General features: G+C 44.9%; 20 protein-coding genes. 7 read left to right on the top strand and 13 right to left on the bottom strand.

Translation table 11 applies throughout. From position 1 onward, the window contains the following. Window positions 1–197 precede the first annotated feature (197 nt). The 7 genes from ftcD to M2273_RS30165 all read right to left on the bottom strand — a co-directional run bounded on the left by ftcD (window position 198) and on the right by M2273_RS30165 (window position 8,580). On the bottom strand, window positions 198–1,889 hold the full coding sequence (ftcD, locus tag M2273_RS30195) for a glutamate formimidoyltransferase (protein WP_429402035.1): 1,692 nt from the start codon (window positions 1,887–1,889) through the stop codon (window positions 198–200). 201 nt (window positions 1,890–2,090) lie between these two features. Beyond that, a complete protein-coding gene (hutI, locus tag M2273_RS30190; RefSeq protein WP_429402033.1) occupies window positions 2,091–3,317 on the bottom strand; it encodes an imidazolonepropionase in 1,227 nt (408 codons plus the stop codon). Window positions 3,318–3,569: 252 nt separating this feature from the next. Further along, the gene (hutU, locus tag M2273_RS30185; protein WP_429402031.1) at window positions 3,570–5,243 is read right to left on the bottom strand and encodes a urocanate hydratase; all 1,674 of its coding nucleotides are present in this window, start codon (window positions 5,241–5,243) and stop codon (window positions 3,570–3,572) included. Next, on the bottom strand, window positions 5,221–6,780 hold the full coding sequence (hutH, locus tag M2273_RS30180) for a histidine ammonia-lyase (RefSeq protein ID WP_429402029.1): 1,560 nt from the start codon (window positions 6,778–6,780) through the stop codon (window positions 5,221–5,223). Before hutH ends, hutU begins: the two co-directional genes overlap by 23 nt. Next, window positions 6,773–7,282, bottom strand: coding sequence for a MarR family winged helix-turn-helix transcriptional regulator (locus M2273_RS30175; protein ID WP_429402027.1), 510 nt, complete (start codon window positions 7,280–7,282; stop codon window positions 6,773–6,775). Before M2273_RS30175 ends, hutH begins: the two co-directional genes overlap by 8 nt. A gap of 252 nt (window positions 7,283–7,534) precedes the next feature. Further along, window positions 7,535–7,972, bottom strand: a complete 438-nt coding sequence (locus M2273_RS30170) for a hypothetical protein (RefSeq protein ID WP_429402025.1) — start codon at window positions 7,970–7,972, stop codon at window positions 7,535–7,537. Between the two features lie 95 nt (window positions 7,973–8,067). Continuing rightward, window positions 8,068–8,580 (bottom strand): YdeI/OmpD-associated family protein, encoded by a 513-nt coding sequence (locus tag M2273_RS30165; RefSeq protein ID WP_429402023.1) that lies wholly within the window; start codon window positions 8,578–8,580, stop codon window positions 8,068–8,070. Window positions 8,581–8,753: 173 nt separating this feature from the next. Here M2273_RS30165 and M2273_RS30160 point away from each other — a divergent pair, with 173 nt between their 5' ends. From M2273_RS30160 to M2273_RS30150, 3 genes are all read left to right on the top strand, one after another. Next, entirely contained in the window at window positions 8,754–9,182 is a 429-nt protein-coding gene (locus M2273_RS30160) for a nuclear transport factor 2 family protein (protein WP_429402021.1), read from the top strand. A 137-nt stretch (window positions 9,183–9,319) separates the two neighbouring features. Next, a complete protein-coding gene (locus M2273_RS30155) occupies window positions 9,320–9,757 on the top strand; it encodes a nuclear transport factor 2 family protein (RefSeq protein ID WP_429402019.1) in 438 nt (145 codons plus the stop codon). 140 nt (window positions 9,758–9,897) lie between these two features. Continuing rightward, window positions 9,898–10,332, top strand: coding sequence for a nuclear transport factor 2 family protein (locus tag M2273_RS30150; RefSeq protein ID WP_429402017.1), 435 nt, complete (start codon window positions 9,898–9,900; stop codon window positions 10,330–10,332). A gap of 57 nt (window positions 10,333–10,389) precedes the next feature. Here the strand turns inward: M2273_RS30150 and M2273_RS30145 are convergent, their stop codons facing one another. The 4 genes from M2273_RS30145 to M2273_RS30130 form a co-directional block, all read right to left on the bottom strand. Then, complete coding sequence (locus M2273_RS30145) at window positions 10,390–11,049, bottom strand: GDSL-type esterase/lipase family protein (protein ID WP_429402015.1); 660 nt, start codon at window positions 11,047–11,049, stop codon at window positions 10,390–10,392. A gap of 2 nt (window positions 11,050–11,051) precedes the next feature. Then, a complete protein-coding gene (locus M2273_RS30140) occupies window positions 11,052–11,540 on the bottom strand; it encodes a cytidine deaminase (RefSeq protein ID WP_429402013.1) in 489 nt (162 codons plus the stop codon). A gap of 278 nt (window positions 11,541–11,818) precedes the next feature. After that, window positions 11,819–13,714: a DNA topoisomerase IV subunit B gene (locus M2273_RS30135; protein WP_429402011.1), complete on the bottom strand. Its 1,896-nt coding sequence runs from the start codon at window positions 13,712–13,714 to the stop codon at window positions 11,819–11,821. Window positions 13,715–13,822: 108 nt separating this feature from the next. Beyond that, window positions 13,823–14,518 (bottom strand): hypothetical protein, encoded by a 696-nt coding sequence (locus M2273_RS30130; protein WP_429402010.1) that lies wholly within the window; start codon window positions 14,516–14,518, stop codon window positions 13,823–13,825. Between the two features lie 311 nt (window positions 14,519–14,829). Here M2273_RS30130 and M2273_RS30125 point away from each other — a divergent pair, with 311 nt between their 5' ends. Next, window positions 14,830–15,129 (top strand): GNAT family N-acetyltransferase, encoded by a 300-nt coding sequence (locus tag M2273_RS30125; protein WP_429402008.1) that lies wholly within the window; start codon window positions 14,830–14,832, stop codon window positions 15,127–15,129. Here M2273_RS30125 and M2273_RS30120 read toward each other — a convergent pair. Together M2273_RS30120 and M2273_RS30115 are read right to left on the bottom strand one after the other, a co-directional pair. Beyond that, the gene (locus M2273_RS30120) at window positions 15,126–15,893 is read right to left on the bottom strand and encodes an SDR family NAD(P)-dependent oxidoreductase (RefSeq protein WP_429402006.1); all 768 of its coding nucleotides are present in this window, start codon (window positions 15,891–15,893) and stop codon (window positions 15,126–15,128) included. The two genes, M2273_RS30125 and M2273_RS30120, sit on opposite strands and share 4 nt — an antisense overlap. A 217-nt stretch (window positions 15,894–16,110) precedes the next feature. Next, a complete protein-coding gene (locus tag M2273_RS30115) occupies window positions 16,111–17,826 on the bottom strand; it encodes an IlvD/Edd family dehydratase (RefSeq protein WP_429402004.1) in 1,716 nt (571 codons plus the stop codon). A 650-nt stretch (window positions 17,827–18,476) separates the two neighbouring features. Between M2273_RS30115 and M2273_RS30110 the strand changes: the two genes are divergently transcribed. From M2273_RS30110 to M2273_RS30100, 3 genes are all read left to right on the top strand, one after another. After that, a complete protein-coding gene (locus tag M2273_RS30110) occupies window positions 18,477–19,085 on the top strand; it encodes a DUF1684 domain-containing protein (protein WP_429402003.1) in 609 nt (202 codons plus the stop codon). A 12-nt stretch (window positions 19,086–19,097) separates the two neighbouring features. Then, the gene (locus tag M2273_RS30105; RefSeq protein WP_429402001.1) at window positions 19,098–19,556 is read left to right on the top strand and encodes a hypothetical protein; all 459 of its coding nucleotides are present in this window, start codon (window positions 19,098–19,100) and stop codon (window positions 19,554–19,556) included. A gap of 148 nt (window positions 19,557–19,704) precedes the next feature. Beyond that, window positions 19,705–22,119, top strand: a complete 2,415-nt coding sequence (locus tag M2273_RS30100; protein WP_429401999.1) for a TIM-barrel domain-containing protein — start codon at window positions 19,705–19,707, stop codon at window positions 22,117–22,119. Window positions 22,120–22,358: the final 239 nt, after the last annotated feature.

The raw sequence follows: 22,358 nt of genomic DNA, 5'->3' as shown, positions 1-22,358 counted from the left end.
AGGTCGTTCGTGTTGATGCGCATAGCTCTTAATTTAGCTATTCTTGTCCTCGAATTATCTGACCTTTACAATTGCGAGGTACGAAGCAATCTCTAAGCTATACAGAGCAAACTTGTATAGTTGACCTGCCTAAGTAGAGATTGCCGCGCTACGCTCGCAATGACAAATTTTTATACCTATTAACCTTATAAATCGCCCTACAACCCTATCTTTCCATTCACCAACTCAATAATTTCTGCTTCCAAAGCGATCGCTTTGCGTTCTACCTCATTACCCCGGTAAATAATATCCACTACAAAATCCTTATCCTTATAGCCAGAGGCATTGATCTTCACGTTCATAAAAGCGCCTAACACGGCGGTACGGGCGCAAAGGGCGGCAACACCGGCATCCGTTACGGAATTAGGGTTGCCAATTTCAACCATCGCTTTTATTAGGTCCATACTGTTCAATGCGGCCTGCATCACCTTAAATGGAATTTCGATAGCATAACGTGTGGCATCCTGTATGGCTTTATCCCTTGCGGCTTTTTCTTCATCCGTCGACTTAGGTAAACTAAACGATTCCATAATGCGGTTAAACGCTATAGTATCCAAATCAACCAGGCTGATCAATTCATCTTTGTAAAGCTGCGCTTTTTCGGCCCAATCACTAAATTCCCCCCAACGGTTATCCCAACCTTTTTTATGCGAACTCAGGTTAGCTACCATACCTGCCAGCGAAGCGCCCAAAGCACCCACGTAAGCCGAAATTGAACCGCCACCCGGCGCAGGGCTTTCACTGGCGGTTTCATCGGCAAAATCAATAAGGCTCATGCTTACCAGTTTGCTGGCCGCTTTGTCTTTTAACAGGTATTCAATAATGCGTTCCTCGGGGATAAAGGGACCAAGCTCATCCAGTCCCATTGATTTAATGGCGATCTTGATCAATTCCTTTTCGCTTACGCCAACAGAGCGCTGTTGCTTGCGCAGAAAATATTTACCTGCATCAAGCATGGCTTTCAGGGGTATCAAACCCACCAGTTCGCTGCCCGTAACACGGATGCCGCGCTCATTGGCTTTGGTGCAAACTTCATCAAAAGCCTTGTGTACCGGGGTTATCTCAATATTGGTGAGGTTCATCGAGATCTGCGCTACGCCATACTCCTCAATATACCAGCCAATGGCCTTTACCGCTTTTAATGAACCGGGGATTGATCTGGGTTTGCCATTTTCGTCGGTGATAGCTTTACCGGTAACGGGATCGCCCTCACGTAACACACGGCCAGCCTCGCGCACATCAAAAGCAATGGCATTTGCCCTGCGGGTTGATGTAGTGTTGAGGTTCACATTATAAGCCACCAAAAAATCACGTGCGCCAATCACGGTCGCGCCACGTTTGATATCGTTCTCCGCCGGACCAAAATCGGGCGCCCATCCCAGTAGTTTGATCTTCTTAAAAAAGCCTTCATACTCGCCCGCTCTGATCACCGACAAATTACTGCGGCTTTTATTAGGTTGTGCCTGCTCATATAAATAAACCGGGATCTGCAATTCCTCACCAACCCGTTTAGCCAGTTGACGTGCATACTCCGCGGTTTCTTCCATACTGATATTGCTGATGGGTATCAGCGGACAAACATCCGTAGCGCCCATCCGTGGATGCTCCCCTTTTTGTTTGCTCATATCTATCAGTTCACCAGCCTTTTTAATAGCACGGAAAGCGGCTTCGATAACCTTTGCAGGTTCACCCACAAACGTTACCACGGTTCGGTTAGTAGCTTTCCCCGGATCAACATTCAACAAACGCACACCTTCCACCGATTCCACCTCATTCGTGATCTGTTTGATAATATCAAGGTTTACACCCTCGCTAAAATTGGGTACACATTCAATTAGTTTCTGGCTCATTTTATTGGTTCATTAGTTCACTGGTATCATTAGTTCATTGGTCTGAGCAATCGCTCTTCTCTATTCTAATTCCCTCCCTTGGGAGGGGTGCGGTTGGTTTGTGCAGTAGCAGGGAGGGGTTTCTACTTCCATATAGCTTGCAAAGTTTTTAAAACCCCTTCCTCCCCCTTCCCGAGGGAAGGAATCGCACATATCTCCACTTTAATTTTTTATCCCCGAAACCCACACCTTATCCGGTTTCAATTTCCCTTGCTGATATAATATCTCCCGGTAATCATCACATGGGTAAGCCTGCATGTCGGCAAGCTTTCCTTTGGCTAAAATACCACGGTCGTTTAGTTTTAGTGCCGATGCTGCTCTGAAAGTCAGACCCGCGAAAACCTCGGCAGCGCATAACTTTTCGGCAGCGCCCATTACAGCTGCCTGCATCAACAGATCACCCATCGGTGCCGAGCCGGGGTTCCAGTCGCTGGCAATGGCGAGGCAAGCCCCGGCATCCAGCAGTTTACGGGCAGGCGCGTAGGACATCCCCAATCCTAAAGATGCGCCGGGTAAAGTTACAGCCACTGTATCAGATTTAGCAAGCATGTTGATCTCATAATCAGTACTGGCCTCCAAATGATCTGCCGAAACCGCCCTTGCTTTAATAGCTACTTCGCTGCCGCCTGTGGTAAACTGATCGGCATGAACGGTAACTTCAAAACCCATTTGCTTGGCTTTGCTTAGGTAATTTAGCGCGTCGCTGGCATTAAAGGCACTTTCTTCAATAAATATATCAACCCGGTTAGCCAGTCGCTGTTGTTTAATGGCCGGCAGCAGGTTTTGTAAAATATGATTCAGATATTCCTGATGCGTTCCATCAAAATCTTTGGGTAACATGTGCGCCGCAAGGCAGGTAGCTACAAGATTTGCATGAGTTTTATCTGCTGCAGCTTTGATGGCTTTTAACTGTTTCGACTCACCCTCGATACTTAAACCGTAGCCGCTTTTAACTTCAATCGTAGTAACACCTTCGGCCAAATGGCGCTGCACACGTTTTAACAGTAAGTCGGTTAAAACAGCCTCATCAGCGGCACGGGTTTGGGTAACAGAATCCCATATACCGCCACCTGCTTTGGCAATTTCCAGATAGGTTTTACCAGCGGTACGCAAGGCATAATCCTTTGCCCGGCTGCCCGCGAAACAGATATGCGTGTGGCAGTCAACAAAACCCGGCAATAATATATGGCTGCCTGTAATTTCTTCTATTTGCACCGATGGATTGGCAGATCTTAGTTTTTCAAAATCACCAACCGCCTGGATCAGTCCATCCTCTACTAATACCCCTCCCTGCGGGATGATCTGCAATTGTTCATCCTTCAGGGCACCTTTTAAGGGCAACCCTGTTAGTGGCAGTATTTGTGCGAATGGACCTATTAGTTTTTTCATTTGTTATGTACTCTTTATAAAGTATGTCATTGCGAGCGATAGCGTGGCAATCTCATCAGGACAGGTAACCGACCTTGCCTGGCCGAATTGCATGAGGAGATTGCTTCGTACCTCGCAATGACGCGTTTTTTAATTTAAAGTTATCAGACTTACGAAGTTTTAAAAACTTCGTAAGTCTTTTTTACAACTCCGCAATGACACGTTTTTTAACCTAAAGCCCTTCCCTTCAGGGGAGGGTTGGGTGGGGCTCTCCTACCACACCTTCAACCCAAACTTATCTGCCCATTCCTGTGCTTTGTCGTAACCGGCATCGGCATGGCGGAAGATACCCATTGCCGGGTCGTTATGCAAAACACGTTTGAGACAGGTGGCTGCACGGTCGGTACCGTCTGCAAGCACTACCATGCCCGCGTGTTGTGAGTAACCCATACCTACCCCACCTCCATGATGAAACGAGATCCAGGTGGCCCCGCCCGAGGCATTGGCCATCAGGTTGAGCAGCGGCCAGTCGGATACCGCATCCGAGCCATCCTTCATGGCTTCTGTTTCACGATTTGGTGATGCTACCGAGCCGCAATCCAGATGATCACGACCGATCACTATCGGGCCTTTCACCTTGCCTGTTTTTACGAGGTCATTAAATAACAATCCGGCCTTTTCCCTGTCGCCCATGCCCAGCCAGCAAATGCGGGCAGGTAATCCCTGAAAGGAAATTTTCTCCTGCGCGTTTTTAAGCCATTTAATCAGTGGCTTGTCTTCAGGAAATAGTTCCATCAGTGCCCTGTCGGTAATAAAAATATCCTCCGGATCGCCTGATAAAGCTACCCACCTGAAAGGGCCTTTACCCTCACAAAACAGCGGACGGATATAAGCGGGCGTGAATCCCGGAAAATTAAAAGCATCCGGTTCGCCGCCTTGTTTGGCAAACTCGCGCAGGTTGTTACCATAATCAAAAGTAATAGCTCCCTTGTTTTGTAATTCCAACATGAAGCCTACATGCCTGGCCATACTTTTTAAGGATAGTTTTTTGTATCCCACAGCATCACTTTTACGCAATGCGGCAGCTTCTGCTAATGACAGGCCATTCGGAATATATCCGTTCAGCGGGTCATGCGCCGATGTTTGATCAGTTAAAATATCGGGGATAATATTGTCTTTTAATAGGCGCGCCAACAGATCGCCGGCATCACTTACAAGGCCAACCGACAAAGTTTCTTTTTTTGCGATGGCTTCTTTTACCCAGGCAACAGCCTCATCATACGAGTGCGTCATCCTGTCGATGTATTGTGTATCCACCCGTTTTTGGATGCGTGTTGCATCAACATCGGCACCTAAAAAAATGCCGCCGGCCATTGTCGCGGCCAGTGGCTGAGCGCCACCCATACCGCCCAGTCCGGCACTCACGATGAGCTTGCCTGACAGATCGCCGTTAAAATGCTGGTTGCCACATTCAACAAAGGTTTCGTAAGTGCCCTGTAAAATACCTTGTGTACCTATATAGATCCAGCTACCGGCAGTCATCTGGCCATACATCATGAGGCCTTTGGCGCGCAATTCGTTAAAATGCTCCCAATTGGCCCATGCCGGTACCAAATTACTATTGGCTATCAAAACCCTCGGCGCCTCGGGGTGACTGCGGACTATGCCCACCGGCTTACCCGACTGGATCAGCAGGGAATGGTATTCATCCAATTCCAGCAGCAGCTCAATAATTTTCCGGAGCGATTCCGGGTTACGGGCCGCCTGACCAATACCACCATACACCACCAGTTCATCAGGGTTTTCGGCCACCTGACCATCAAGGTTGTTGAGCAGCATCCGTAATGGCGCTTCTGTTTGCCAGCTTTTGGCATGCAGCTGCATGCCGCGCGGTGCTTTGTACACTGGGTGGCTGGCATAGGTTTTAATAAATTCCGAACTCGTCATGGCTGAGATTTATATGGTTGCTGATGGCTGCTTCATTGGCTGTTGCCAGCAGGGAGCCATCGGTAATTATTTGATGTAAGTTGTTAATGTCGTCTGCAAAAACACGGTCGTCTTGTATATGTGATACGTGCTCTCTTACTTTCGCATGTATCGCCTCAATAACCGGGGTTGATTTGAGCGGTCGCCTGAAATCAACAGCCTGCGCGGCGTATAGCAGTTCAATGGCCTGGATATATTCCAGGTTATCTATCACCTGGTGTAGCTTGCGCCCGCTAATGGAACCCATAGATACATGATCTTCCTGCCCTAAAGAGGTGGGCACACTATCGGCACTGGCGGGGAAACACAGGGTTTTATTTTCGGTAACCAAAGCCGCCGTGGTGTACTGCGGTATCATTAAACCAGAATTGAGCCCAGCATCAAGCGTAAGTAATTTAGGGAGACCGTAACGCCCTTCGCTCATGAGGTAACAACGGCGATCGGCAATATTGCCCAGCTCCGCTGCGGCTACGGTAGCATAATCAAGCGGCAAAGCCAGCGGCTGGCCGTGAAAATTGCCCCCGCTGATGGTATCATCAGCATTAAAAATTACCGGGTTATCGGTTACCGAATTAAGCTCTATTTCAGTCAGTTCTTTTAAATGCAGCCAGGCATTGCGTGATGCGCCATGTACCTGCGGCATGCATCTTAGCGAATATGGGTCCTGCACCCTATCACAATTTACGTGTGATGAATTGATCTCTGATCCGGTTAATAATGTAAATAAGCGATGAGCTACCAGCTTTGTACCTTTAAACGGACGGATGGCGTGTAAACGCGCGTCAAATGGTCTTGCCGAACCCATCAACCCTTCCAACGACAGGGCGCCGATCAGATCGGCACGGTTCAGGGCATCATTTAGTCGCTGCACCGCCTTTACAGCAAAGGCCAGTATAAATTGCGTACCGTTGATCAAAGCAAGTCCTTCTTTAGGGCCTAATACCAATGGCTGCAGGTTATGTTTTTTCAATAATTCGTTGGCTGGCATCAGCTCGTCATTTTCGTATACTTTGCCCAAGCCAATCAGCGGTAAAAACAAATGTGATAGCGGGGCCAGATCGCCAGAGGCACCAACCGAACCTTTTTCGGGAACTACCGGGATAATATCATTGTCAATATGCCAGATGATCCGCTCCAGCGTTTCGGGAGCAACACCGGAGTAACCTTGCGCCAAAGCCTGAACCTTGGTGATCAGCATCAGTTTGGCAATTTCCTGAGGGATAGGTTTGCCAACGCCCACACTATGGCTTTTCAGGATATTACTTTGCAGCAGACTGGTGTCTTCCTCAGATATGCGCGTATCACACAGCGGACCAAAGCCCGTATTGATACCGTAAACGGGATGATGGGCATGTACAATTTTTTCCACCTCGCGCCATGACGCGCGGATAGCCCGGTCGGCTTCGGCATTAATGATGCCCTTTGTTTTGCCGGCTGCTATATCCAGGCAAATGCCTATGGTTAAATGATCGGTACCATAATTAAATATACTATTCATGGTGGGTAGGTTTAGGTTGTTTACTAAGGTTGCGACTGATGCGATTGGCCAGGGGATAGGTTTGCAGGGCGCTTTCCAGCGCGGTAATGGCCGGCAATAACTCCTTGCAGCCTAATTCACTGTTCATCATTTCGTTCATGGAAATATCAACAGCATCCCAAATGGGCTTTATTCGCATAAGCAGCTCCCTGCCCTTGTCGGTAAAGGTTACCTGTTGTTTACGGCCATCCGTTGCGCTGGTGGTGGTGGTTAGTAATTTTTTTTGTTTAAGATTGGTGATCAGCTGACTGGCCGCGGGGTGACTCACCTCTATATGCTCGCTCAGTTCTTTTATTGATAACGTATCATGCTGCGACAGCAGGTAAAAAACAGGGAACCAGCTGGCTTCAAACTCAATACCCTCCTGCTGATAAGCACGGTTGATCTCAGACAAAAAAGATTCGCTGATGCGCCTCAAACGGCTGCCCAAAACCAGGTATCCTAAACGCTTATACAAATTCATGATGCAATTTATATAAGTACTTATATAATTGCAAATTTATTTTGATGTGAAAGGAATTTGCTAACTCCATCTAACTATGGGTAGGTTTTGGCTGAAGCCAGCTTTTATGCATTTTTATCCGTTGGCTAAAGCCAACGGCAATGAACACGGTGGCTTGAAAAAAATGATTAAGTATTCATTGCCGTCCCATTTATGGGGTGGTTTAAAAAGGTGATCATAGACTTTAGCAATAAGCAGGCAAAGTGCAATTGATCAATCACCGGGTAAAAGACAAAGGACACCAAAAATCACAGCTACTGTTATAATGGTTCCAATCAGCGCGATCAATAAAGCCCTCCATATGGTGTAAGCTTGTCCGCCGGCAGTAAAATGGGTTTTAATTTGAGCTCCCTGTAACTGCTGTACAATTAAGTAGGTAAGCCATGAATAAATCAGCGGAATAATTATCCTGGGGATCTTGACAGAATCCGGAACTAAAAATATTCCTCCAAATATCACAATAGTTGCAATGATGGAGTAAACCCAGGCCATTTTTGCCTTACCGTACTCATTGAAAACCTTATAGTTTTCGGCCATCAAATAACCGGCAACTAATGGCCCTCCTACAAAGGTAGCAACCTGAATTGTTTTTATTTTGTAGATTTTTTGTCCTATAGCCGGCTCAAGCCAGGTTTGATCAAGTGTTGTCATATAGATTTAGGTTGGGTATGTTTAACTACCGTAAACATAAAGTAATTCGGAATATATAGCTACAAAACGGCTTGTAATTTTTCAGTGAGATATGGTCACTCCCGCGCTTTCTTTTGCTCCCTCAGCATCTGCCCGTAATCCATGTGGCGCACCATGGCGTTTATGGTGTAGGCAATTCGGTTGGCACGGGTTTGTTCGGTTTTGGCGCTATCTATCCATTTTATAAAATAGCCACGGTGGCTTTCAACTATGCTGTTAAAAAACTCGCCTGCTTCAGGTTCAAATTCAAAACACTCCAGCAAATCGGCAGGTACGCTAAACTTAAAATCATCGTCGGGTTCAATCCGTACGCGTAACATGGCGCCGCGATGTTTATGCAGGGCCTTACAGATCTCTCTTTTTAGCGCCATGATAAAATTGCCTTCGCCCATAGGCATCAGGGCCATACCCGCAACCAGCAGTTCGTCTAATTTACCCTTAACCCTGAATGATTTTTTATTGCCGGGCTTCATTTCCTGTGCTACATCAGCCGGAATTTCAATATAGGTCCAGCCGGTTTTTTCGCCCTGTTCTCCAAATTGTAAAATAATGGTGTTAAAGTCGACCATAAAGGTGCTTAAATATATTATTTGTTGCTAAGTATTTAAAAAAACATGCAATATGTTAAATGATTGTTAAATCGTCAAAATTTATAACATTACTTGTAACGTTAGGGATATAGCTGATGTCTTATGAGTATAAAATTAATTAATAATAATAAATAACCTTAAATAACAATACAATGAAAACTTTAAAATCAATCATGCTTGGCTTAGCTTTACTGATAGTATGCACCGCTGCAAAAGCAAACGATAATACAGAAGGCGAAAATTTAACAAAAAATTACGCTATCAACACTTATGTTGATGCCATGACCCGTGGTAAAGTACAAGGGTTAAATGAAGTGATAGATCAATCAGCAAAATTCAGCATGTTACGCGGAAAAAGTGTTTTGAGTTTCACTAAAAACGAAATGATCGAATCATTAAAAGCCAACAAAAATGTTGACCAGGATTGCACAACCAGCACTTCAATTGTTGAAAGCAATTCTGATTTAGCTGTTGTTAAGGTTGATATGCAATTTGATGGTTTTGTACGCAGCAATTATGTAACTATTGCCAATACCGGTAAAGGTTGGAAGATCACCAACGTTTACAGTGTTTTCAAATAAAAGTTTAGTTTTAGTTTAGTGTTAAATATGTAAGTAGAGAGCCCCGCGATGCGGGGCTTTTTATTTACTTCATTTTTCTTGTAACGTATTGAAAATACACGTTGTATTATAGGTATATCTCAAATGATATCCAAACAATGAAAAATATCAAAACATTAAAATTAATACTATCCGGCATTGCTTTACTGATAGTATGCAATACTGCAAAAGCAAGTAGCTATGCAGGTGGCGAAAACTTAACCAAGACCTATGCTATCAATACCTATGTTGATGCCATGACCCGCGGTAAGCTACAAGGATTGAATGATGTGGTTGATCAAAATGCAAAATTCAGCATGCTTAGCGGAAAAAAAATCCTGAGTTTTACCAGAGATCAAATGTTCGAATTATTAAAACTTAATAAAAATGTAGAGGAGGATTGTACCACCAGCACCTCAATTATGGAAAGCAATTCTGATTTAGCTGTTGTTAAAGTTGATATGCAATTTGTTGGTTTTGTACGCAGCAATTATGTAACCATTGCCAATACCGGTAAAGGTTGGAAGATCACCAACGTTTACAGTGTTTTCAAATAAAAGTTTAGTTTAGTGTTAAATGTGTAAATAAAAAGCCCCGCGTTGCGGGGCTTTTTATTTACTTTATTTTTCCTGTAACGTATTGAAAATAAACGTTGTCTTATAGATATAACTCAAGTGATATCTAAACAATAAATAATATGAAAACATTAAAATTAATACTATCCGGCATTGCTTTACTGGTGGTATGCAATGCTGCAAAAGCAAGCATCTATGCAGATGGTGAAAATTTAACCAGAACCTACGCTATCAATACTTATGTTGATGCCGTGACCCGCGGTAAGCTGCAAGGATTGAATGATGTGGTAGATCAAAATGCAAAATTCAGCCTGCTTAGTGGAAAAAAAATCATAAGCTATACCAGAGATCAGGTGTTTGAATCATTAAAACTTAATAAAAATGTAGAGGAGGACTGTACCACCAGCACCTCAATTATGGAAAGCAACGGTGATATAGCCATTGTAAAGGTTGATATGCAGTTTGACGGCTTTGTACGCAGCAATTATGTAACCATTGCCAACACCGGCAAAGGCTGGAAGATCACCAATGTTTACAGTGTTTTTAAGCAACTTTAGTCTTAGTTTAGTGTTAAATGTGTAAGATAAAGCCCCGCTATGCGGGGCTTTATCTTTTTAGTTTACCAGGGGCTGCAGCACCGATTGCCATTTATCATAACCCATAGGGTTCAGGTGAAGGTAATCGCTTTTAAACAAACTGGAATCGGGAGTGGTTGTACCGGGCTTGTAAATAGCAGGAACCAGGTTAACAAAATGGCTGTTTGGCTTATTTTTTAAATACCCTTTTATCATGTCATTGGCCATTGCAACCGTTGTATAATTTTTAGCCCTCACCGGACTTGGTTTTATCGACATGAAATAGATCTCGGCCCCGGGTAATTGCTGGTGGATCATGGTCCATAGTTTGGTAAATTCATCAGCCACAAATGTGGCCGGTTTACCATCGGCAATATCATTTTCGCCGGCATAAATAAATATCTTGCGCGGGTGGTACGGGAACAGGATATAAGGCGTATAATAATCAACCAGCTGCCATAGCTGGCAACCACCAACACCGCGTTTAATAATGGGCTTGTCGGGAAAGCGTTGTTCCAGATCGCTCCATAGGCGGATGGATGAGCTGCCAATAAATAATATACCATCGGATTTGGGGAAGCTTAAACTATCCTGGTGTTTAAAATCCCGGATCTCGTTATCAAACGGAAAGCCTTGCTGGGCAAATACATTTGCCGTAAAAGCGCAGCCAATTAAAAATAAAAGTAGTTTCAGTTTCATTGTTAAGTAGTTAACCGTTCCTCAAAAAACAAAAATGGTAATTGGTTTTCGATGCCTTTTATTACCCATACAGGCCCCTGCCCGGCGTATAATATGATCTTGATGGGCTTGTCTTGCTTTTTTTCAACTTCTGCCAGTACCTGCAAACATGATCCGCAGGAGGTAACCGGTTTGGAGAGCATAAATTCATCTGTTTGAGCGGTAACCGCCATAGCTTCAACAGGGTCATCCGGATGGTTGGCACCCCAATAAAACAGCGCTACACGCTCGGCACATAAACCCGATGGATAAGCTACGTTTTCCTGGTTGCTGCCATAAATGATTCTGCCGCTGTGCAAACGCAGGGCCGCCCCTACCCGGAACTTTGAATATGGTGAATGTGAGTTTTTTAACGCGGTGGCCGCCTCAAGGCACAGATCATAGTCGGCGGTGTCAAGATCTTTTAGCGAATCATATTCGTCAAAAGCAATTTTTATCTCATGGTTAATCATAACAATTTCCCCTTAAAAAAAGCGGGGGAAACAAGATAAGGATTATTTTTGAAATAAGTTTTTTTTGACTGTGATTTTGTCTGAACCGGGATTAAACAGATTATGAGCGACACATGTGATGCCAGGAATAAAATAACGTTACTGCGAGGAACGAAGCAATCTCTATGCTGTACAGAGCGGATACCAGGTTACAAACCTTGAATATTTGACCTGCCTGTGTAAAGATTGCTTCGTTCCTCGCAATGACGCGTTTAAATTTAATCCAGGTTCAGGCAACCTTACACCGCTACCGGCAAGGCCAAACTATCCGCTTCTTCGGCAACCAGCGGATTGATGCTTTCGTCATCTTTCTCCACCCGCAGGTTGTTTACAATATGCAGCTGGCGGCTCGGCGTATTTTTGCCCATGAAATATTCCAGCAGGCCTTTAATGTTGGCATCCTTCAATATCACCGGGTCAAGGCGGATGTCTTTTCCAATAAACAGTCCAAACTCATCGGGCGATATTTCGCCTAATCCTTTAAAGCGGGTTATCTCTGGCTTGTTGCCCAATTTGGCAATCGCGTTTCTGCGTTCTTCGTCGCTGTAGCAATAAATAGTTTCCTTTTTATTACGTACGCGGAACAATGGTGTTTGCAGGATAAATACATGCCCAGCTTTTACCAGGTCAGGAAAAAACTGCAAAAAGAAGGTCATCAGCAGCAGGCGTATGTGCATACCATCCACATCGGCATCGGTAGCTATTACAATATTGTTATAACGCAGGGCGTCCAGTCCGTCCTCAATGTTCAGGGCATGCTGCAGCAGGTTAAACTCCTCATTCTCATAAACCACTTTTTTGGTTAGTCCGTAGCAGTTTAACGGTTTACCCTTTAAGCTGAACACAGCCTGCGTCATTACATCGCGCGATTTGGTGATAGACCCGCTTGCCGAGTCGCCCTCGGTGATAAACAGGGTGGTATCCTGGCGGCGTTCATGGGTATCTTCAAAGTGTAGCTTGCAATCGCGCAGTTTACGGTTATGCAGCGATGCTTTTTTTGCGCGCTCATTGGCCAGCTTTTTAATACCGGCAATATCTTTACGTTCCCTTTCCGACTGCAAAATGCGTTTCAGCAATGCATCGGCAACGGCTGTATTTTTATGCAGGTAGTTATCAAGTTCCTTTTTAACAAAATCATTGATAAAACCACGAACGGATGGTCCTTCCGGGGCAATGTTTTGTGAGCCGAGCTTGGTTTTAGTTTGCGATTCAAATACCGGCTCCTGTACTTTGATGGCAATAGCAGCCACGATAGAAGCACGGATATCGGCCGCGTCATACTCTTTTTTATAAAACTCGCGGATGGTTTTTACCACAGCTTCGCGAAAAGCGGCCTGGTGCGTACCGCCCTGTGTGGTATTTTGCCCGTTCACAAAGGAGTAATACTCCTCGCCATAAGCCTGGCCGTGGGTCATGGCTATCTCAATATCCTCGCCTTTAAGGTGAATGATGGGATAGCGCAGGGTATCTACATCGGTATTGCGGGTAAGCAGGTCATAAAGCCCACGTTCTGAAAAATATTTTTGACCGTTAAAGTTTAGCGTTAAGCCCGAGTTAAGGAATACGTAATTCCAGATCATGCTCTCCACAAACTCCGGTATAAAGCGGTAATGCCTAAAAATGGTATCGTCGGGAATAAAGTTAATGGCGGTACCGTTGCGCTGGGTGGTTTCCTTTTCCGTTTCATCACGAATTAGTTCGCCTTTGGCAAATTCGGCCAGCTTGGTACGGCCGTCACGGTATGATTGTACAATGAACGTGTTCGACAAAGCATTAACCGCCTTGGTACCCACCCCGTTTAAGCCCACCGATTTTTGGAATGCTTTACTATCATATTTACCACCGGTATTGATCTTTGATACGCAATCGATCACCTTACCAAGGGGTATACCGCGGCCATAATCGCGCACAGATACTTTATGATCGCTCATGCTTACCTCAATGGTTTTGCCCGATCCCATTACAAACTCATCTATCGAGTTATCAATGATCTCTTTCAGCAACACATATACCCCATCATCATATGCCGAGCCATCGCCCAGTTTACCAATGTACATTCCGGGGCGTAAACGGATGTGTTCTTTCCAATCCAGTGAGCGGATACTATCTTCACTATAATTAACTGGTTCTGCCATTTATAAAGTAGATTTTAAAAATAGGCGCGTATACGCACCCGTTTGCAAAAATATAGTTTCGGTTTTGAACTTATCGCTCAAAACTGTCAACTTATTAACATTATGTTATTATGGTTTAAACTTAAGGCAATTAGTGGCCCTATCAATGTTCTTAAAAAACTCGGGGTCTTTCTCGTTGGTAAAACAAACCATCATAATAGTACCGGTGTGGTTTCGCTGCAGGGTAATTAACAAGGCGTATTTATAATGCTTGGTAGCTGGCAGATCGAGCAGGTTAAGCAGATATGATTTACCGGCATCGGCATTATATCTGTCTAACACATTTTGCGGCATGTTACGTACAAAATAATTCCTGTCGCCCGTAAAAGCTGTGGCATGGGCCTTACCCATATCCAGGTACAATGAATCAGGATTTGCAAGCTGGCTGCTGCTATTATCGTTTTGCGATCGTTCGTAACTGGCCCAGTTTTCTTTTTGCGATTTTACCTGGAACCATACTTCAAAATCCTTATTCGGCATTTCCATGGCATAATCAAAAGAAAAGTCCTCATTATTTACCGCCGCTATCTCTTTAAATCCTTTTGGAAATGTAAAAGTAATGCTGGCCTGAGCTAAAAGCTGTGAAAACTCCTTAAGCTGAACACTTACCGGGGGTGTATTTTTAATTCGTACGGGTACAGGCTTCCTTTTACCAGAACCTGGTAACTGCTGACGCTTTACTTGTGCACCACCGCTATTCGTAACAAAAAACAAAAGCACAAGCTGTAATAATATTTGCTTAGTTTGTTTCACGATAGCTTTCATTTTCAGCGAAAATACAATGTGCCTTAAAGTAACTTTATAAAAGTATAAATACAAATCAAAACTAATTAAAATTTAAAGAAATGAACAAAACGCAAACAAGCTACTCATTATTCATTTCAGTCACTCTACAAACGCATTATTGACCAATTTATTTAATTTTGGTTAATTATCACCAATAAAAAATATTTACAATTAGTGTTTTCAGCACTTGTTTATATCTTTATTACTCATATAAATGAGCTAACAAGCTATCAATATTGTGTAAAAAATCTGTTATACATCATAAAAATACACTATATATCTGCAAAAATATGAAATACGAAGACATCCCACTTATAAATAACGAAGCCCGGCATAACTTTGAACTCACGGTTGAAGGTGTACGTTCCTTTATTGATTATAAATTAAGAGGCGACAAGATATATTTGATACATACCGAAGTTCCTGTGGAATTGGAGGGTAAGGGGGTTGCATCGGCCCTTCTTGAGAAAGCATTTACTTACCTGGAGCAGCACCATTTAAAGATCATACCGCTTTGTGCGTATATACTGGTATACCTCAAACGCCATCCCGAATGGAACAGGTTAAGAGCTTACCCGCTTGAAAGTTAATAGGGCGATGTGCTCACTGCCGTCCATCCGCCATCAACTACTATATTTTGCCCGGTGATGTGATTTGCCTGTGGCGATACTAAAAACAAAACAGCACTGGCCACATCCTGCACGGTAGCGGGCCGCCCCATAGGCGTAATACGCGACCACGTATCCTGGTAACCGGCATCTTCCATGGTGCGTTCGGTAAGGGTGGCGCCGGGGGCCACGGTGTTTACGGTGATCTGATAGGGCGATAACTCCACCACCAGGCTTTTGGCCAGCATTTCAAGTCCGGCCTTGGTCATGCCATACGCCGCCAGGTCCTTATGCGCCTGGTGCCCCGTTACCGACGACATGAACAATATACTGCCACCACTCTGTTGTTTAATGATCTGTCTTGCTGTTCGCTGGGCTAAAAAGAAACTACCCTGCAGGTTCAGGTTCATTACACTTTGTAAGGATGACGCCGGGTAATCCAAAAAATCGCCATATAAGGTGATGCCGGCATTGGCAATGGCTATGGTTAGTTTACCAAATTGCTGTACCGCCGTATCAATCATTTGCTGTATAAAATTTATATCGGCAGCATCGCCGGCTAAGTCGATACAATTGCCACCAAGCTTATTAATAGTTTCAGCAGCTTTAACTGCCAGCTCATCATCCACATCATTAATAAGCACAGCCGCGCCCTGCAGGGCTATTTGTTTAGCAATTTCAAAACCTATGCCCTGCCCTGCTCCCGTTACAATAGCTACCTGCCCGGTAAAATTATTAGCTGTCATTTTTTTATTTAGGTTGATACATTAATCTCAATTCAATTCCAGTTCCCCTCTTGAGAGGGGGCGCGTCGGTAGTGCGGTTGCAGGGGTGTGTTATTATTCGCCCTAAAAAACACACCCCTCCACCCCTCTCAAGAGGGGAATCGCTCCAGCCCGCTGCGCAAAATCTTACTTTGCCAGACTTACAATTCAGTAATTCAATAACTCATTAATTCAATAATTAATGCGAATCTCTCACCACTTCACTCCCCGATCCGCCTTTTAAAAAGTCGAAATCAGCCCCCAGGTGCGCCTGTTCCACGTGGGTTTGGTATAAATGCACATAACCACGCTTGGCTATATTGGTGCTCAATACAAGCTGTTCTTTTCTGGCTGCTATTTCTTCGTCGCTTACTTCCAGGTGCAAGGTCCCGGCATACACATCAAGGCTGATGATATCACCGTCCTGCACAATGGCCAGGGTGCCACCAACAGCCGCCTCAGGCGATACATGCAGCACCACTGTGCCAAAACCCGTACCGCTCATGCGCCCGTCAGATATCCTCACCATATCCCGCACGCCTTTGTCCAGCAGTTTTTTGGGGATGGCCATATTACCCACCTCGGGCATACCCGGATAGCCTTTGGGACCAACATTTTTTAATACCAGCACGTTGGTTTCATCAACCTCCAGTCCGGGATCATTTATCTTGCGTTTATAATCTTCAATATCTTCAAATACAATGGCACGCCCGGTATGGATCATCAGCTCAGTACTTGCCGCCGATGGTTTTAGTACCGCGCCGTTCTCGCACAAATTACCTTTTAACACTACAATACCAGCCACCTCATTAAATGGCTTTTTCCAGGTAGCTATCATGTCGCGGTTAAAACATTCGCTATGCTCATAATTGTGCCTCATGGGTTTGCCACTCACTGTAATGGTATCGCCATGCAATACCTCATGCAATTCTTTCATTAAGGCAGGTAATCCCCCGGCATAATAAAAATCCTCCATAAAATATTTGCCCGATGGCTGCAGATTGGCCAGCAGCGGGATGCGCTTGGCCGTGGTGTTAAAATCGTCCATATTCAGATCCACCCCGATACGGGCGGCAATGGCCAGTAAATGGATAATAAAATTGGTTGACCCGCCAATAGCCGCGTTTACGCTGATGGCATTTTCAAAGGCCTGCGGCGTAAGTATGTCTGACAGTTTAAGATCCTCACGCACCATATCAACAATGCGGTTACCCGACAGATGTGCCAGCACTTTACGGCGCGAATCGGCAGCAGGAATAGCAGCGTTTTCGGCCAGCGAAAGTCCTAATGATTCTACCATACAGGCCATGGTTGAGGCAGTGCCCATTACCGCGCAATGCCCACGGCTGCGGGCCATGCAGGCTTCGGCGGTATACAGTTCCTCATCGCTCATATGGCCGGCCCGGTGATCTTCAGAAAAACGCCAGATATCTGAGGTACCTATATCATGCCCGCGGTATTTACCCGTAAGCATAGCCCCGCCCGAAACTACAATAGTTGGTATATCAACGCTGCAAGCACCCATGATAAGGGCGGGTGTTGTTTTATCGCAACCGCAAAGCAGTACTACACCATCAAGCGGGTTTGCCCTGATGGATTCTTCCACATCCATGCTCACCAGGTTGCGGTACAGCATGGCGGTGGGTTTTATCAGGGTTTCGCCTAATGACATTACCGGGAACTCCACCGGGTAGCCGCCCGCCTCATAAATACCATTCTTTACAGATTCGGCCAGTTCCCTGAAATGCGCGTTACAGGGCGTCAACTCCGACCATGTATTACAGATGCCAATCACCGGCTTGCCCTGCAGCTGGTGCGCCGGGATACCCTGATTTTTCATCCAGGCCCGGTATATAAAACCATCCTTGCCCGTTTTACCAAACCATCCCCTGCTTCTAAGTGGTTTATTGTCCATAAGTTTATTGGTATTTTGAAGGTTCAATAAGCAAATATATATTTCTGTAAATCGTTTTAGGCAATTAATAGCAGATAAAAGTTGTTGGAGACAACTCCAACAACGGCGTGAGACAACTCCAACAACGGCTTGAAAAATTGTGTTATGGAAATGATGCAGACGACTCACCCCGCCTGCGCTCCGCGCGGCACCCCTCTCTTCGCCTGCGGCGGAAAGAAGGGGATGGAATGTTAATATTAATTTGTTATCCTGAGTTTTAAAAACCAGCGGTATCTAAAGATTAAATGACGTAGGGAGCGGATGGCTGCGCGATTCCCCTCTTGAGAGGGGTGGAGGGGTGTGTCCTTTTCATCGCACGTATAAACACACCCCTGCCACCCTCGATTTCTACGCGCCCCCTCTCAAGAGGGGAACTAAAAACAAACACGTCATGGGTAGCGATAACAAAGGATCTATTCGCTGATATGCAAATCGCAGAACAGATGCTTTACTCCGTTCAGCATGACAAATTTTTTACCTGCCCTCTTTCCGGCGAAGCCGAAGAGAGGGTGATCCAGCGAAGCGTAGATCGGGTGAGTATACCTGCTTTTATTCCCACTCCCTAATGCATCGCATTTTGCATATATTGCAATTCTTTAAAAAGAAAACCCATGATCATGAGATATTTCCTGGTTTTGCTATTTATGGTGAGCCTGAACTGTTTTGCACAGGACTATAAAACGCAGATTGCCGATTACCGCAAAGGTTACATGAATGATTTCCTGAAGGATGAACGTTCCCCGCTAAAAAAGGATGATCTGCAATTTTTGCGTTTTTATGATGCCGACAGTACATACAGGGTAACAGCACAAGCCGAGGTTGTAATGAACGGACCTGCTTTTTTAATGCCGGTATTTAGCGGTGCGGGCCAGCAATATGAGCGTTATGCGGTGCTGAAGTTTATGCTTAAAGGTAAACCCATGCAGCTAACGGTGTATAAAAGCATTGCATTATCTAAAAACCCACTGTATAGCGATTACTTATTCCTGCCGTTTACGGATGATACCAATGGTAAGGATACCTATGGGGCCGGCCGGTATATCGACCTGCGTACCGGCGACTTTAAAAACGGCACTGTAGTGATTGATTTTAATAAAGCCTATAATCCATACTGCGCTTTTGCAAGTGGCTACGCTTGTCCTAAGCCACCGGATGAGAACCAGTTAAATATTGCTGTGGAGGTGGGCGAAAAGCTATTTGGTAAAGAGGTGAAACATTGATTGTAAAGGGAAATGAAAGGAGTTTTAATTGCAACTTTTGCGTTCATAATGCTAACTCAAGTTACATGGGGGCAAAAAAGAGAACCTATAATGTTCCCTCCTCCAATACTTAGCATCTCTGATCCTGAATACATTAATGCTTGTGAACTTCCAAATCATAAACACGAATTGGTTTACACACGATTTGCATACAACGGTGTGGATGAATACTGGAGACTATCTCCCATTGATAAAAAATGTAAAGACTTTGACGGTAATACTGATTTAGAAATTCCCGATAGCGTTTATCTCAATCCCCAAAACCTAAAATTACTTAAATATGTTCATGAACACTACTGGAACAGCTATTTAATTATTGATGCTATTGGCTTTTTCGATAACAGCAATAAAAATGGATATGGGCATTTAGGAAGCAATACTTCTCAATTCACAGTACAAAAATTCGTTAATATCCAAAAAGCAAAAAAATAATAAATATCGTGCCTCCCGCACCCCCATCCTCACTCCCCGCACCTCCTCAAAAAAACTCTTTACAAATTAAAAAAAGTAACCTATATTCACATTTTCAAAGCAAGTGTTACTCTTACACTAATTATAAACCAATATACTGATGTTCAATATGATCAAAAACTTACTCCACCTAAATGTAAAAATAAAACAATCGATTGCGTTATTGTTTTTGCTGACAGGTTGCATAGCGATTATACCCGCAAATGCAACTGTTAAATCCTTTAAAAAAGGTGTTGATGGCGTTACCTTTTCTTTGGATAAGGGACTGATGAAAGTATTGGTTCGCCGTGCCGATATTGTTGAAGTAAAGTACACCATATTTGATGCTTTTGAAACAAAACCATCCTTAGTGGTTAACAATAGCTGGAAAGCGCCAACCGCTTACCAGGTTACCGAAACCAAAACAGAGGTGATCATCACCACGGCTAAATTAAAGATCAGGGTAAACAAGGCCACCAATGCCATAACCTACACCGATTTAAAAGGCAACATCATCACCGCCGAAGACAGCGACAACAAAACCATTACCCCGGCTACTGTTGCGGGCATCAGTACCAATACCATCAGCACGCAATTCATATCGCCGCAAAACGAGGGTTTGTTTGGTCTGGGCTGTCACCCGCTTGATTCCCTGTCCATTAACTATAAGGGGCGCAACCAGGAATTGCTGATCAAATACCTTACCGGCGCTATCCCGGTGCTGCTATCAACCAAAGGTTATGGCTTGCTGTGGGATAACTATTCGGCCTCCAATTTTTATGGCGCCGAGGCTGATAACACTAAATTCAAATACGTATCCGAAAGCGGCAAACAGGTTGACTATTTCTTCTTCTACGGCCCGTCATTTGATCATATTATTGATCTGTACCGTACCGCTACAGGTCGTGCGCCCATGTTTGGGAAATGGGCCTTTGGCTTGTTCCAGTCACAAGACAGGTATATGAGCGAAGAGGAGATCATTGGCGTTAAAGATAATTACCGCAACAACCATATCCCGGTTGATGTAATTGTGCAGGACTGGTATTACTGGGATCCGTTGCCTATCGGTTCGCATGTGATGAAGCCCGAGCGTTACCCGCATCCACAGCAAATGGTTGATGAACTGCACAAAGCCAACATTCACGCCATGATATCCATTTGGCCGGTATTTGGCAAAGGCACACCCAACTATGACGCCCTGGAAAAAATGGGCGGCTTAACCGATATTACCTGGGACAACGTAGTTACCCACACGTTTGATACTTACTACGATGCCCACAACCCCAAAGCCCGCGAGCTTTACTGGGACCAGGCCCGCGACAGCCTGATAAAACGCTATGGCTGGGATGCCTGGTGGATTGACCAGTGTGAGCCCGACAATGGCGCCCTGCAGGATGCGCGCCGCCAAAGCAATTTCAGCATTGGTAAGGGGATCGATTATTTTAATACTTACTCTTTGCAACATACCAAAGGCGTTTATGAAGGCTGGCGCAGGGATATTCCCGGCAAGCGTGCTTTCTTTTTGGTAAGGCAGTCATTTGCCGGCGAGCAGCGCAATGCTTCCACCTTATGGTCGGGCGATATTGAGTGTACTTTTAAAGATTTTAAGAACCAGGTACCGCAGGGTATCAATGCCTGTACATCGGGCCTGCCTTATTGGACTTCAGACATCGGCGGTTATCACTTCCACTGGAAACCTGCCGACTGGTCGCAACCCGATAAGCGCGAACTGTTTACCCGCTGGTTCCAGTTTGGCACGTTCAGCCCCATATTCCGCATTCACGGCAAGGGTGAGCGGGCATTGTTCAGCAAAAACTGGGATGATAAAACCAAAGCCATTCTGTTAAACTTTGATAAGCTGCGCTACCGGCTGATGCCCTATATTTATTCACTGGCAGGTCGTGTAACTACCGATAATTATACCATTATGCGTTCGCTGGCCTTTGATTTCAGGAACGACAGCAAAGTTTACGGCATACCTGATCAATATATGTTCGGTCCGGCATTTATGGTGAACCCGGTAACCGAACAATTATACACCTCGGCCGATGCCGACAGGAAGGCCAAAGCCCGCCAGGTGTATCTGCCTGCCGCCAGCAAATGGTACAACTTTTGGACCGGCGAACTGCTTGAAGGAGGACAAAGCATTAGCGCGGCCGCGCCTATCGAAATTTTGCCATTATATGTTAAAGCCGGCTCCATTGTTCCGATGGGTCCGCACATGGAATATGCTACCGAAAAACCGGCCGATAACATCGAGCTGCGTATTTATCCCGGTGCCAATGGTTCGTTTATGTTTTATGAGGATGAGAACGATAATTACAATTACGAAAAAGGCCAGTATGCCACTTTCTCTCTGAACTGGAACGACAAAACCCGCAAGCTCACCATATCCGATACCAAAGGTAAATTCCCTGGTATGCTTAAAAACCGCACGTTCAACATCGTGATGGTAAAAGGCGCGCACGGTGCCGATGTGGAGATAACTGATAAAGCCGATAAGGTGGTAAAATACGCCGGTAAAGGAATGGTAGTTAGCTTATAGATAAGAAAAAGCAGAGGCAGTGCGATTCCTTCCCTGGGGAAGGGGGAGGTAGGGGTTTATTGGATTATTAAATATTAATCACATGTATAAACCCCTACCTGCCATCACGTAGTCCGGCACGCCCCTCCCGTGAGTAATAGCCTATGAAAAGACAGGATTAAATTTTAAAGTGTTGGCCTGAGCGATTCCCTCCCTTGGGAGGGTGTAGGGAGGGATTTATATGACCTGTCTCACGAATA

It is taken from the genome of Mucilaginibacter lappiensis (assembly GCF_050433765.1).
Classification (GTDB): domain Bacteria; phylum Bacteroidota; class Bacteroidia; order Sphingobacteriales; family Sphingobacteriaceae; genus Mucilaginibacter; species Mucilaginibacter lappiensis_A.
This window is presented reverse-complemented; position numbering and strand designations above follow the sequence as displayed.